We start from the raw sequence: 12,700 nt of genomic DNA on the forward strand, positions 1-12,700 counted from the left end.
CGGATTTATAGGATTCGTTAGGTAAATCAGAATATTCTTATCATCATTTCCTGATAGATTAATGAAACATACGGTTAGCGAGAAAATAACAAACCAAAAAGTCAGCTTTTTCAGTATGCTCAGCATGACGAGTGGGAGAACCTCCTCTCAAGTATGATGATCGCTTTTGATAAGCTATTTTTTCCATTCATTTTCTAATATGCTCATTTCGATTAGATTCCAGAATGTATCTTCATATCTTCTCGCATCACGAATAAGTCCCTCTTGTACAAAGCCCGCTTTTTCATAACATCGGATGGCTGAGACATTAAAATCAAATACGCCCAGACTGATCCGGTGCAACTTCTCCTCTTCAAATCCAATTCGAAGTGCCTCATCGATCATTTGCTTCCCATAACCTTTACCCTGATACGGCTCGCCAAGTAGCACCTTACCGATACGCCCTGAACGATTATATCGATCGATACCGCCAAGAGCAATATGACCCACAATCTCCTGAGTTGATTCATCCATCACTTTATAAATGAACTTATTTGAAGTGTTCTTATCATTGGCACCCTGCAAATAATCCGATAGTTGCTCTCTGGAAAGTGGATATTGGAACTGAGGGCCGGCCCACTGGAGCAAAAATGCTTCATCCCCACTCCATTCGATCAGTTTATCAAAATCTTCCGGTTCAAAGTATTGGAATGTAATCATGTATATCCGCCCTTTCTTTTTTATGTCATATCATAACCTATTTCAGTTCTCTTGTGTCGTCATAATTATGAGTTTCATCAAACGCTCTGTTTCTTATATTCATTTCATGAATGTAGTTTCTGACAACATTCATTGTACTAATTAAACAGATAACTCCACCCAAAATGCATATCGCGCCTATCCAATAATTCAGTACAAAATTCACTTGATAATCACTCGGAGTATAGCTGCCAGCTGCTGCTGACTGGAATGCTGCATACCCTAGCTTAGGAATCACCTCTTCAATCATTTTCGAGATTGTAATAATCACAATTCCCAGCATGATAAAGAGTAATGAGAAAATAATGTGTATATGCTTCAAAGACAAGCTACCTCCTTTACAATCCAAATCGCGTGTGTTTTGGCACTACTTGCATCTTAGAAGCCGAACGACTTCGCCATCAATCAGCCCTTCACTTACGCTGTGAAAACCAAATGATTCATACAGATTTCCGGCGATACCATTTTCCGGCCTGTGTCCAATCATGATGCGTTTGCAATTCAGCGATTCTTTCATTAGATCAATCAACTTCCTAAGCGCTTCTCTTCCATAACCTCTGCCCTGATATTTTGTATCTATCATTAGAGCAAGAAGCCAGTAGTTATCCTCATGATCGGGCTTATCTGAGTACACAGCAAAACCAACCAGATCCGAATCAAAATAGATGGCCATGGGTTGAAAGTCTTCCACTACTTTGGATTCAGCAATCCAATATACAACTGGCGCGGGAAAACTTTTTTTCTGTTCTTCCGTTACATTAAGTTGAGTACATGCATACCAATTATCCACCGACACACTTTTTAATTGAATCATAAATTGAAACTCCTCCTAGTGAAAATTACACAGAGGAATCCCTCGATACCCTTCCCTGGGTCCTCTGCGCTAGACAAAAACACCTCTTGCAACTTCATTTCTTCTACTCAGATTTGTATTGTTTCTCATATCACATCACTCCTCTCACGTATATTTCAGCGTTTCAACGAAATTTCACGATTAAGACTTGTTAAAGCTCGCTTGCAGTGTCCATTCTAATCTGCGGAGCCATTCCCTATGTACATCTGGATGAGCATTCTTGATTCGGTTCATGATCTGTATTACTTTGGATGTGGAATATGCCCGAATTAGATCATTTGTTACATCAATATTTGTACGTTCTGTATATGCATTTAAGAAGACTTCTGACAGATCCTTTGCCATGTGAGGGTAATGAAGATGCACAAACCAGACCACCCATGCGATATCAAACAACGGATTGCCCCATCCTGCCCACTCCCAGTCCAAAATGAACATTGAATCGTTGGATAAGATGACATTATGTGGTCCGTAATCTCCGTGAATCAGAGTTTGCTCCCCATGATCGGAAATGTCCAACACTTCTTTTACCATGCTTTTGATTCCGGAGGGTACAAACTCAAGTTTCTCCACATCATTAGCGGACTTCGTTATGACTGGCAGCTCTGCTTCGCAGTCACCTCGTTTGATTGTGTGCACGTCTCTGGCGAGATATATACCAAGTTGCTCATAAATTTTCCTGCCTTGGTCACGTCCATCTTGATCCAGCAGCCTCTGTGCGTTTATTCCTGGAACATAATCCATCATAACAAACAGCCAGTTTTCTTTTTCAAAGCAATCATGCACTCGCGGAGTCACGCCAGAATGATTTAACAACCTTAGCGCGCTTATTTCTGTCCTTGCATCTGTATTTTCTACATGATAGATTTTAGCAATCATCTGCGGATCAGTTCCCTCAAGTAAAAGGGTCGTATTGGTATAACCACCTGTTAGTTTAACAATGTTCACATTCGGAAATCTGTTTAACAAGATGTCATGGTTCACTTCATGCATTCCTTCTTTCTTAGTCCTTGAAGTTCAGTCCTCTTTTAGACAACCTCAAACCTAATCTTCGATCTCTGAAAGCATAGGGCTATGTTTAATCAGTTCAGCGATTTCAAAAGATTTATTGGCACCTAACACTTCCCTAACAGCTTCAACCCCCTCTGACTTCCAGACCGAACAGACATATTTAGAAAAAGCATACCCATTCAAAGCATATCCATTGTCCTGTAGCCGTCTGAATAACCCCACACTTTCCTCTACCTTTTCAATATCTGTCAAAATACATGCCAGATTGTTCATCGCGATGTGAACATCTCTCTGTGAGTTACTGGATGAATTCAATTGTCTCCAGCTACCTACAACTTCCTGATTTTTTATTTGATCTAATGCTGACCAGTCGATCTTGTTTATCAAATTCAGCGTTTCATCCAGAAGCAGATTTACTTCTCTAACCTCCCCAACATGATGCAGATAGGCCAGACGCTGTTTGTTGTATGTAATTCGGGCAAAAAGAATATTGGACCATGTCTCATCTTCTTGTATAAGCTGGTTCATATTTTCAAGCACACTGTCCATTTCACTGTATCTCTCCAAAACCCAAAGCGAACCACCCAAAGCCCGATGGCTCTCGAATCGAACACCTCGGTTGGTATCCAACTTCGGGGCATAATCGCAAGCATATTGGTACCAATCCATCCAATGATCAAAGTAGTTCCCTAGAGATAACGACAACGCTTGTGTCGAATCCGAAACGATCCAGTGTAACTGCTCCGGGGCGAGGTTTTTTCTCCCCCATTCGAAGAATTCCCGGTGATTGGCATAAAGCGGTTCCGGCTCTCTTAACAAGGCATAACCATCTGAAATATTCCAGTAGACCCAGCCTCGTTCATGGACAGACAATTTCCTGGATTGTTCGAAGTTTTTCAGTAACTCAATCGTACCCTGATGATCCCCTCGAACTACTAATTCCTGAAAAGAATGAACGATATTCATCCCCATCCTCCGTCCTTAATTAGTTTCAATTCAGCTATGTCAATGGCTTTGTGCCGCAAGCTGTAATGAAATTCATCATGGCATAGGCTTCCGGCGAATGATTTATCGCTTCAGAAGCTTGTTGCAGCTGAGCAAATTCCTCCGAACTGATCACACCTTTTTCAGCAAAATGTACAAAACGATTAAGATTAAACTGGTGCTTAAACCCTTCTATGCCTAACAGATCACTATGTTGAAGGACAGAATCAATGTCAACATCGATGTATCCGCTCTCAGAAAGGAGACGCGGCAGACTTCTACCAATTAAACGATTACCGCCGTGTTGTGCTACATAGTTCGAAATTTTCATTAATACCGTATGCAAAGCAGGAACATCAGGATTCACTGCTCCAAAAACGCCGTCATCCACATCAATAATAGCAAGACGGCCACCAGGCTTCAGTACACGATATATCTCTTGTGCAGCTTCGTCAGGATTGTTCAAATGAAGAAAGATAAGTCTTGCCACGACAAAATCAAAAGAATCATCAGGCTGATCCATCTGGTAGATGGAAGACTCTACAAATTGTAATCGCTTGGAAGGAATATCTTTCAGCCGTTCTTTGGCTTGTCCTTGCAGCGAATGATCAATCTCAAGCGAGGTAAGCTCGCTGTCCGGCAGGCTGTTCAATAATTGCTCTGTAATGTAACCTGGTCCGCTTCCGACCTCCAATAGACGCATTCCATTTTTCAAACCATACCATTCTAGATTTCGGAATTCTTTGGACCACCCCATTATCGCCTGCATCTTTAACCTCTCTAATTCCTCTTGTAAGCTTAACACTGCCGTTTGGATACTGTATGTTGAACGCGGATCACTCATATATTCTCTCCTGTTCTTAAGTAGAATAATAAAAACATATATTCTTAGACCTTTTTCTTCCCTAGAAAAAGCGCAACCTTATGTTGTTTCTCTATCGTTCCACCTGCAGCATCAATGGAATGTTTGATTCGCTCTAGAAGTGAACGCCGAACATCAATAGAAAGCTGCTGATGTTTGGAGTTGGTATTTAATAAAGCGACATATTCTTCGCTGGAGCAAGTCTGTATCCAGTTATACTCCTTAACCTCAATATCCGTGAACAAGCCGGATTTTTCTGTTATTTCTTTACGCTCCTGGATAACTTCATCTGGCGAAGGATAGTGCGAATCATCGAGATGAGGGGATAATGCTGTGTAGTGGGAACGAATTTCATTGTGCAGCTGGTCATAGACCGGTACATGAATCGTCCAGAAAAGTCCAATGCCGCCTGTATTCTCTAGCAATTCCCAAGCCCGGTGGTAACCGACCTCCGGATCAATGAAGTGAAAGGCCGTTCCTGACACAATCAATTGAAATCGCTTTCCTTCGTTATTCCAGTCCTCAAAGGAAGTGTTGATTACTTGAATCGATGGATATGATTTGAATTTGTCTGCGGTGAACTGTGCCAAGTTGTTGCCTAATTCAATACACGTGATGTTTGTATAATCCTTGCTCACCAATCCGCCTGTGGCCTGCCCCGTTCCGCAGCCAATCTCAAGAATGGAACCCTCTTTACTAAGATTCAGGTATGTAAAAATCTCATCAAACATTTCACTCGGATAAAGGGGTCTATATCGTTCATATTCATGTGTTACGAGATTAAACGTTTCCTTATTTTCCAAGTTCGCATCCTCCGATTTCAATTGTGATTTTCCTATAACACATTGACTAAACTTACCATATCTTATTATTCTTGATAGTAAGAGGATAAACCTTTCAATAAGAGAATGATGATAGTTTAAGTTCAAATTTTATATCCTGGAGGAATGAGGTGTTCTTGTGAAAAGTATATTTGATACGATGAATGCTGCTGAAATTACAGAGCGCATGGATCAACTTAGTGAAAAATCCATCCCTGAATGGGGCACGATGCAGGTCTCTCAAATGCTGGCTCACTGTTCAGCATTTCATGATATCCCCTTAGGAAATGCTTTTCCACCTAGAGGATTACTTGGAAGACTTATAGGACGGTTCGCAAAACCAATGTTTTATAATGACAAGCCCTTGCCCCATAATATGTCTACGATCCCGACAATCATTATTGATGACCAACGACAGTTTATGGCAGAAAAAGAAAAGCTTGAGCAGCAGATTAATATCTTTCAACAAGGTGCTTCAGAAAATTTCTCCCGCCACCCCCATCCCTTCTTCGGAAAATTAACAGCCGAGCAATGGGGTAAGGGCATATACAAGCATTTAGATCATCATCTAAAGCAATTTGGAGTTTAGCGGTTATGCACGGTGTGCCAGTTATGCATGCTGTTCTATTACTGTTTCTGGATTACATTCTAAATTAGCAATGACTCAACTTCATTAACCCAATCTCCTTCTTCGTCAGCCAGTAAAGTCTTCCAACCAAGTAGCTTAGCAGAATGTAAATTTTTCTCTTGATCATCTATAAATAGAACCTCTTCTCCAGCTGCCAGGAGGGTTTTGACCCGTTGGTATATCTCAATCTCAGGTTTGCATAAACCCACTTGATTAGAGATGGTTACACTTTTGGTAAATGAGCTTAAACAGCTCAGATTCGGCTCAATCCATTCCTTACAATGATTGCTGAGTAGATGGATATCTGCGAACTCACTCCATCGCTCAAGGTATTGAGCGGCTGGTAAGGGAACAATTGAATTGTATAAGATGTCCTTCGCTCGGCTTATTGATAATTCGGGATACATCTCCTTCAACGATTGCCAGAACTCTTCTTCCCTCATCATTCCTGTCCAGAGCTTTCGTTTGATTCCTGCAAAATGTACTTTCAAAGATTCTGCCGATAGGTTGGTTTCCTCACTCATATCTTTCCAGCACGTCAACGACATATTACTTAACAAAACCCCTGCGATATCTAAAACGATCTGTGGTCTGCCTTTCATTTTATCGACCCCCGAGTTCAACTAATACGACGTATAACAGGCCTTAAGTCACTTAAAAGCGTCATGCGGAAGGACAGCATGTACACCCTTAACGCCATTCACAATTTGGGTGATACGCAGGTCAATTACCGCGCTTCCAAGTGCAATCGCTTCCACTCGATCTAGTCCGTACAACTCACCCATCAGATTGAGCATCCCGTCTAATGCTTGAACCGTAGCCTCATTAAGATCTTCATGAAAACCGAAGGTAAGCCAGCCGGATGGCGTATGTGCACGAGGATTGGTCAAAATCATATCATCAATCACGTTGATCGTGATATCCACAACCTCCATTGGACATTCGATGGCCTGACAGCTGACTTCACCGTCTCCCTGCCGTGCATGACCATCACCAATCGCGAGATAACCTCCGTCTACGGGGATAGGTAAATATAATTTACTTCCCTGCACCAGTTCCTTGCAGTCGATGTTTCCTCCACAATAGCGAGGCGGCCAAGTCGTATGAATTCCACCTGACTCTGGCGGCATACCCACTACACCCATAAACGGCGAGAGAGATACCGTGAAGGATTTCCCGTGTACTTCACAGGTTCCATTCATCGTTTGGCGATCAAGTGTCCAGTTCAGCGACAGTTCTTCAACCTCTGTTAGATGTAACTTATGGTTCTGCCAGTTCGGATATCCGCCAGCGGAAGTAAACCCGTAACTCCCGGGTACGATCTCATTGAAAATAACTTCCAACGTCTGTCCTTGCTTCGCCTCATCGATATAGATCGGACCGATTAAGGCATGACCTCCATCTTTTTCACCTTGACGATCAAAAGGTTTCATGCGTTCCACATAACTCACACCTGTTCCCCAACCCGCATCTAGCGTCTGAAAACGAATGGAATCACCAGATTTCACGCTCAAAATGGGGGTTACCTCATTAGTAAATGAACCGATCAGATTTTCCTGAGTTAATTCAATTGTATGAGTACTCACTACAATCCCTCCCTGGTTTGGGATACATATTATATTCAAAGCAAGCAACATGCTGTGTTCCGTGTCACCCCCTGCCTGCTAAATCCTTTATGCTTCAAGGTTGGCAAGATATTTCTTCAACGGTTCCATATGATGCTGGTCATGCCATATAAAATCTTTAAGGTATTGAGGAATATAAAATACGTTTCCCTCTGCGTCTAAATACGTCTGATGAAGCTGTTCCTCCGATAACCCTCGAATGTCATTCATAATTTTATGGCGGTACGTGATAGCCTTATTTACGATTTCGGACGTCTCTGTGCGGTTACCAAATTCAATAGCTTTGCGATTAAACTCTTCAAAATTCATATGTTTCAACGTAACTGGCTGCTTCAGAGCAATCTTCTCAATCGCTTCCTTGTAAAAATATCGGTCCCATAACATGATATGAGTGACGATGGATTTTATCGTCCATTTCCCTTCTTCCATGCTGGAATTCCAGGTCTTCTCTTCAAGATGATTCATCGTCTTGACAAACACCGTCCATTCTTCAAAAGTTTGAAGCAAATGTTCAATTTCTTTGGTCATGATTACATTTCCCCCTTCTTTCTTTTTGAGATGATTCACTGCTCTCTTCGGTTCCGATTCATCCATCCCAAAGCATAATCAATCATCTCTCTTTGGGGTATCAGATAACTCACAGATTCCCCTACCATTCCTTCGGTAACAGCGTTAGTCTGGATCTTAAACTCATTAAAAATCAATTCAAAATCATCTGATTCATTGTTAATATCATCGTATGTAGTCCATTGCTCAATTCCATCCACCAGTATTTTTACTCCCCAGACTTTTGGCTTAACAAATGAATTCTGCTGTTTATATTCGGCCAGGTGCAAGGAGGTGTTACTATTTGTAGGTGCACCAAGTAACAGAATGTATCCACTCAAATCATAGATTTTTCCTAACGGAGATTTCTCATTTAATGCATAATGCAAGTTGTGATCTTCCATTATCCGTTTGGCCTCTTTCCCCCAGGCAGCAAAAGACATGTGCGGATGTGAGCTTCGAAACACACCATCTTGCCTCCGAAACACCTCAGGAATGATACCCATATACGAGGTTGGTGTTAAATCAGGATAATAAATAGGCATGTTGTCTTTGATGAACTCAATTTCCTCTGAAGACAGGTTCGCGTCATGCTCTGAAGGTTCACAAAGATGTTCTGTTTGAGTGGGCATGACAATGGTTCCATTGGTTCCAACGGCTTCTTCCAGAGCTAAAATAACACTTACCGGGCCACCTATAACCTTACCTATTGCTTTGAAGGAGGAATGAACGATTATCGTCATGCCCTTCTTAACACCTAAGCCTCTTAAATCATTAATGAGCGTACTTTTTGTAATTCCAGCTGTTATCATATGAACTTTTCATCCCATGCTGTATTGATAATTCCCAGTCTAACATTCCATTCTTTCAGCATTTTTCGTTTTACGGCAGCCCGCTCTCCTATGGCCAATTCCAAAAACCGCATATCATTTTGGATCATCATTATTCACCTCTCTAATAAGTACTGCATAAGCGCTTCTCTCGTCATTGGATGCAGAATAACATCTTCCGAGTTCATCATACGTTCTGCCAAATTGGAATCTTTGACTCTGCGGCCCCATTTTCTTGAAAAAGATCTCCAGTCACATACCATTTCTATAAAATATTTTTTTGGCATAGGCAAAGCTTCTTTTGTAGTTCTGTTTACAATCCAATACTCCCAATGATGTTTATTATGATTCTGGTGATGTAACCATGCGTTCTTCCATCTTAGTTCTGTATCTTCATCTTTACGGCCCGCATAAAACTTGATTGCATAAGGGATAAATTCTTGAGGACAAAACTTGGATAAATCATGAAGCAGCCCTTGTACATATAAACCTTCATGCCAGCACTCGATTAAAACATTCAATTTATGTTCAGTTACATATAAAAAGTACCTCCAGTATGCAGAAAGCAATGTCATCCACACCCCCAGCTTCTTTTTACATTCTCTTCAATTCATACAGTGAACCCCTATTCACTTTTAAACAGCGTATTTATAATCATCTCGGCACATTCCTCAGGTGTATGCAGACTCGTATCCACCGAGTAGCTATACTGAATGTCGGAAGCCATGATTTGATGTTGCTCATCCGATTGCTCTTCTCTTCGATCACCACGTTCGATGTTCCGCTGACGGCAGATGTCGAGGGGGCAATATAACTCAACGATATCCAGTGGATACCCTTCAAAAATCTGTTTGACTTGTTCATAATGCGGCGCGAGCTCCGGTCTTTCCACAAGAATGCCATCAATCAGAACATGCTTTCCATGGTCTGAAAATACTTTTGCCGTATGATACATCATTACAATCGCTTCACTCAGATACTTCCAGTAATCCGTCTGAAGATGTTTATCACCAATCGTATTTTCAAATAAATCATTAGCCACAACATAGAAAAACGGATCATCGTATTATTGCATCGCCTCGACAATTGAAGTTTTACCAGAGCTGGTTACACCGTTCAAAAATATAATTTTGCCTTTTTCCATGATAGTCATCTTCCTTGCTTAAGTATAATTTTATAAACGTAATACAGCATGTACTACGTGTGTTTCATTGATTTTTTGAGCAGCATGATCTGGCCAATATGATAGGCATTATGAATACATAGATTTGATACAACTCCCCACCATGGCGCGTTGAAATAGGAAGGGATTTCACGAGTCAATTTATGTTCTTCGCTATCTTCAAGTGCCCTGTTCCAATCACCAAAGACGGTTTTTAGTCTATGTAATGTCTTGCCCCACTCCACATCATTCAGGTTAGACGGATCTATCTCGAATGTATCCTCATTATTCACTGAATGCTGCCCGTCGACCTGTTCGGCAATATATCTCTCAAGCCACTTCTCATTCCAGAAAATAAGATGATTGACGATCGCCCAGATGGAGTGCTCCACCTCATTCTTTACATAAGCGGCCTCCGCCGCATTGAGGTCTGTCAAAATATCATGAAGCGGTATAAACCAGCTCTTGTCATGATAACAGGCATTTAATTGATCTATGAGAATAGTTTTGTAACTCATCGTTGCACCTCACTCAGATTAAACTTTGAATCAAAAGTTACGTAAGAACCATTTTGGTAAATCAAACCATTCAGCTGCATTCCATAGGCACATCCACCATCAATGCCTATCTTGTCTTCACCAAACCAAACATCCGCAGATCCATGAATGTCTATCGTTCTTGTATGTCCAAAGACGATCTTTTTGTGTAGATTGGTGAACGTATGATGAATAAATTTATCTTTGATATACATAAAATCATGATCTGGTTGTTTCCACCATTCTATGTAATCGGGGTTTAATCCGGCATGAACGTAAATATGTGTCTCATCCTCATGGTATAGAGGTAATTCACTCAAAAAATTAATATGATGACCGTAATCCATTTTTATTGCCTCTCTCGCTTGATCCAACATCTCATCAGAAATTGCGCCTTCAATATTACAATAGCTCTGAAGTGTTTGAATACCACCATGTTCAATAAACTTCGCTTTAATTACGGAACTCCCCTCATTTATAAAATCAACGAATCTTTGATCGTGATTACCTCTTAATGCGATCGCATGATTTTCTTTTACTAATCTGATAACCTCTTTGACCACTTCTTTACTGTTAGGACCTCGATCCACATAGTCACCGAGCAAAATTAGTTGATCATATTTCGAATTGTAATTGATATCATCCAATAACTGATTAAATGGATCAATGCAGCCATGAATATCGCTAATCATTATCGTCCGATTCATAGAAACTCCTTTTAGAACAGTTATAATATAAAATTTATCCGTTCATTGACTTCGCAATCTTCATCACAAGATCTTCTGACATGTTTCTACCAATGATCTCGTATTGTAGCGCCTTCCCATGCACATCCTCTTCGATCCATATCAATTGGGAAGTTTCGTTATTGAAAATATAAAATGCTTGGACGCCACGTATGGCTACCTGTTTAACCTTAGTACCATCATGATCAGACAATGCGATCCGGCTCTTTGTTGTCCCGAAAATATTAAGTTTATAACCACCGTATTCTTTATAGGTGATGCTGATGCCCACAACCCTCTTATTGGGCTTCAAGTCGCGTATCACTACATTTCTGCCTGACCTGTTACTTTCTTCAATCATTTCATCAATTTCTTGCGGAGTTAAATTATCAAATCCATAAAATACATGAATGGCATCTATATCAGAATCAATCGGAAATTTCGGCTGCCATGGAGAGTAATGCCGTTGCAATTGTTTCAAACCGTCTTCCCATGGAATGGGTGCATAATTGGTCTGTTGCGTGAATTGATTTTCTATAACATCTGCGGTATAAATCGCCTTCCCCTCACCAGGCTTTAAGTCAAAGACGATTCGGTCAATCGCATGATTATTGCGTAAGGATTCAATTTGAATTTTTCCAAGCACATCTCCGCTTTTGTTTTTGATATCCATTGGTCTTTCACTCCTTTGTTTTCAAAAATACCTTTCTGATCTTCATGCTATAGAAAGCTGAGACCTACAGAAGATAAAACGATCATGAGGACTCCAAATATGCAAATCGTCGGCAAGATATCCTCGTAACCATAACTTGTCGTTTATTCGTCTGAGATAAAAACCTTTTGGAAATTCATTATCCTCCGTAAGGGCTGCAGATGCTATCGTAATGGAGCCGGACGGAGCTTTGTTACCCTCTGAAATATTGGTAGAACATATCTCAGGCTGATCCAAACATTGCATTCTTAGATAAGGTCCTAACTCAACCGGACAACATTCTAGCCCAAGATCATTTGCTCTTCGAAAGAGCTGAAAAGTCGTAGCACCATCCGAAAATCCAAGTTGTCTGACGGTCCACTCAACCGTTTGCAAGCTTCGCTTTGTACTGGAAACTATAAATCTCTCATCATTTAACAACTGTTCTCCATATTTATTCAATAAAATAGAGTGTTGGTCCAGTTTCTGTATAAGCTGTGGTTTTGTTAAACCGCCAACGTCTACTATTCTAATTTCAACTGCGCAATCAGGGTATACTTTTTCATCTTCAATCAACATCCGTATCCCCTAATCTAGTTTTCTTATAATTGACTTTATATTTCAAGTGCAGTCACTAATCCTGTTCTGAATTCGTTTACATACATATCCCCGGTAAATGATAGCAACA

17 protein-coding genes and 1 pseudogene are annotated in these 12,700 nt (G+C 40.7%); 1 reads left to right on the forward strand and 17 read right to left on the reverse strand.

The annotated features are described in order from the left end of the window. Positions 1–174: 174 nt before the first annotated feature. The 7 genes from MHI01_RS06425 to MHI01_RS06455 form a co-directional block, all read right to left on the reverse strand. The gene (locus MHI01_RS06425) at positions 175–699 is read right to left on the reverse strand and encodes a GNAT family N-acetyltransferase (protein ID WP_127546075.1); all 525 of its coding nucleotides are present in this window, start codon (positions 697–699) and stop codon (positions 175–177) included. Between the two features lie 37 nt (positions 700–736). Further along, entirely contained in the window at positions 737–1,060 is a 324-nt protein-coding gene (locus MHI01_RS06430; RefSeq protein ID WP_100528755.1) for a hypothetical protein, read from the reverse strand. A gap of 45 nt (positions 1,061–1,105) precedes the next feature. Continuing rightward, positions 1,106–1,552 (reverse strand): GNAT family N-acetyltransferase, encoded by a 447-nt coding sequence (locus tag MHI01_RS06435; RefSeq protein ID WP_339286498.1) that lies wholly within the window; start codon positions 1,550–1,552, stop codon positions 1,106–1,108. Positions 1,553–1,732: 180 nt separating this feature from the next. Then, positions 1,733–2,539: a phosphotransferase family protein gene (locus tag MHI01_RS06440; RefSeq protein ID WP_340982791.1), complete on the reverse strand. Its 807-nt coding sequence runs from the start codon at positions 2,537–2,539 to the stop codon at positions 1,733–1,735. Between the two features lie 96 nt (positions 2,540–2,635). Next, positions 2,636–3,568, reverse strand: coding sequence for a hypothetical protein (locus MHI01_RS06445; protein ID WP_340982792.1), 933 nt, complete (start codon positions 3,566–3,568; stop codon positions 2,636–2,638). Between the two features lie 34 nt (positions 3,569–3,602). Then, entirely contained in the window at positions 3,603–4,430 is an 828-nt protein-coding gene (locus tag MHI01_RS06450; protein WP_340982793.1) for a methyltransferase domain-containing protein, read from the reverse strand. Positions 4,431–4,474: 44 nt separating this feature from the next. Further along, positions 4,475–5,251, reverse strand: a complete 777-nt coding sequence (locus MHI01_RS06455) for a class I SAM-dependent methyltransferase (RefSeq protein WP_340936232.1) — start codon at positions 5,249–5,251, stop codon at positions 4,475–4,477. Positions 5,252–5,408: 157 nt separating this feature from the next. Here MHI01_RS06455 and MHI01_RS06460 point away from each other — a divergent pair, with 157 nt between their 5' ends. Beyond that, positions 5,409–5,858, forward strand: coding sequence for a DUF1569 domain-containing protein (locus MHI01_RS06460; protein WP_076249741.1), 450 nt, complete (start codon positions 5,409–5,411; stop codon positions 5,856–5,858). Positions 5,859–5,917: 59 nt separating this feature from the next. Here MHI01_RS06460 and MHI01_RS06465 read toward each other — a convergent pair whose 3' ends face one another. The 10 genes and pseudogenes from MHI01_RS06465 to MHI01_RS06510 all read right to left on the reverse strand — a co-directional run bounded on the left by MHI01_RS06465 (position 5,918) and on the right by MHI01_RS06510 (position 12,591). Then, the gene (locus tag MHI01_RS06465) at positions 5,918–6,499 is read right to left on the reverse strand and encodes an HAD-IA family hydrolase (protein WP_340982794.1); all 582 of its coding nucleotides are present in this window, start codon (positions 6,497–6,499) and stop codon (positions 5,918–5,920) included. A gap of 48 nt (positions 6,500–6,547) precedes the next feature. After that, positions 6,548–7,483 carry an acetamidase/formamidase family protein gene (locus MHI01_RS06470; protein WP_340982795.1) on the reverse strand — a complete coding sequence of 312 codons (936 nt, stop codon included), beginning with the start codon at positions 7,481–7,483 and terminating at the stop codon, positions 6,548–6,550. 87 nt (positions 7,484–7,570) lie between these two features. Beyond that, the gene (locus MHI01_RS06475; protein WP_340936236.1) at positions 7,571–8,050 is read right to left on the reverse strand and encodes a DinB family protein; all 480 of its coding nucleotides are present in this window, start codon (positions 8,048–8,050) and stop codon (positions 7,571–7,573) included. A 35-nt stretch (positions 8,051–8,085) separates the two neighbouring features. Beyond that, complete coding sequence (locus tag MHI01_RS06480) at positions 8,086–8,880, reverse strand: aminoglycoside N(3)-acetyltransferase (protein ID WP_340982796.1); 795 nt, start codon at positions 8,878–8,880, stop codon at positions 8,086–8,088. Between the two features lie 134 nt (positions 8,881–9,014). After that, the gene (locus tag MHI01_RS06485) at positions 9,015–9,473 is read right to left on the reverse strand and encodes a DUF5662 family protein (RefSeq protein ID WP_240767979.1); all 459 of its coding nucleotides are present in this window, start codon (positions 9,471–9,473) and stop codon (positions 9,015–9,017) included. Between the two features lie 50 nt (positions 9,474–9,523). Next, a pseudogene (locus tag MHI01_RS06490) lies at positions 9,524–10,042 on the reverse strand (phosphotransferase-like protein). Positions 10,043–10,095: 53 nt separating this feature from the next. After that, complete coding sequence (locus tag MHI01_RS06495) at positions 10,096–10,578, reverse strand: DinB family protein (protein ID WP_340982797.1); 483 nt, start codon at positions 10,576–10,578, stop codon at positions 10,096–10,098. After that, a complete protein-coding gene (locus MHI01_RS06500) occupies positions 10,575–11,303 on the reverse strand; it encodes a metallophosphoesterase family protein (protein ID WP_340982798.1) in 729 nt (242 codons plus the stop codon). The genes MHI01_RS06495 and MHI01_RS06500 overlap by 4 nt, the downstream gene beginning before the upstream one ends. A gap of 34 nt (positions 11,304–11,337) precedes the next feature. Continuing rightward, complete coding sequence (locus MHI01_RS06505; RefSeq protein ID WP_127546035.1) at positions 11,338–11,994, reverse strand: DUF4367 domain-containing protein; 657 nt, start codon at positions 11,992–11,994, stop codon at positions 11,338–11,340. Between the two features lie 42 nt (positions 11,995–12,036). Continuing rightward, positions 12,037–12,591: a helicase gene (locus MHI01_RS06510; protein ID WP_127546031.1), complete on the reverse strand. Its 555-nt coding sequence runs from the start codon at positions 12,589–12,591 to the stop codon at positions 12,037–12,039. Positions 12,592–12,700 lie beyond the last annotated feature (109 nt).

It is taken from the genome of Paenibacillus sp. FSL M7-0656 (genome assembly GCF_038003225.1).
GTDB classification, from domain to species: domain Bacteria; phylum Bacillota; class Bacilli; order Paenibacillales; family Paenibacillaceae; genus Paenibacillus; species Paenibacillus amylolyticus.

Excerpts from the sequence above, each read along its gene's own strand:
- MHI01_RS06500 (WP_340982798.1), bottom strand. The coding sequence starts at position 11,303 with ATGAATCGGACGATAATGATTAGCGATATTCATGGCTGCATTGATCCA.
- MHI01_RS06425 (WP_127546075.1), bottom strand. The coding sequence starts at position 699 with ATGATTACATTCCAATACTTTGAACCGGAAGATTTTGATAAACTGATC.
- MHI01_RS06505 (WP_127546035.1), bottom strand. The coding sequence starts at position 11,994 with ATGGATATCAAAAACAAAAGCGGAGATGTGCTTGGAAAAATTCAAATT.
- MHI01_RS06485 (WP_240767979.1), bottom strand. The coding sequence starts at position 9,473 with ATGACATTGCTTTCTGCATACTGGAGGTACTTTTTATATGTAACTGAA.
- MHI01_RS06475 (WP_340936236.1), bottom strand. The coding sequence starts at position 8,050 with ATGACCAAAGAAATTGAACATTTGCTTCAAACTTTTGAAGAATGGACG.
- MHI01_RS06445 (WP_340982792.1), bottom strand. The coding sequence starts at position 3,568 with ATGAATATCGTTCATTCTTTTCAGGAATTAGTAGTTCGAGGGGATCAT.
- MHI01_RS06480 (WP_340982796.1), bottom strand. The coding sequence starts at position 8,880 with ATGATAACAGCTGGAATTACAAAAAGTACGCTCATTAATGATTTAAGA.
- MHI01_RS06465 (WP_340982794.1), bottom strand. The coding sequence starts at position 6,499 with ATGAAAGGCAGACCACAGATCGTTTTAGATATCGCAGGGGTTTTGTTA.
- MHI01_RS06450 (WP_340982793.1), bottom strand. The coding sequence starts at position 4,430 with ATGAGTGATCCGCGTTCAACATACAGTATCCAAACGGCAGTGTTAAGC.
- MHI01_RS06495 (WP_340982797.1), bottom strand. The coding sequence starts at position 10,578 with ATGAGTTACAAAACTATTCTCATAGATCAATTAAATGCCTGTTATCAT.
- MHI01_RS06510 (WP_127546031.1), bottom strand. The coding sequence starts at position 12,591 with ATGTTGATTGAAGATGAAAAAGTATACCCTGATTGCGCAGTTGAAATT.
- MHI01_RS06435 (WP_339286498.1), bottom strand. The coding sequence starts at position 1,552 with ATGATTCAATTAAAAAGTGTGTCGGTGGATAATTGGTATGCATGTACT.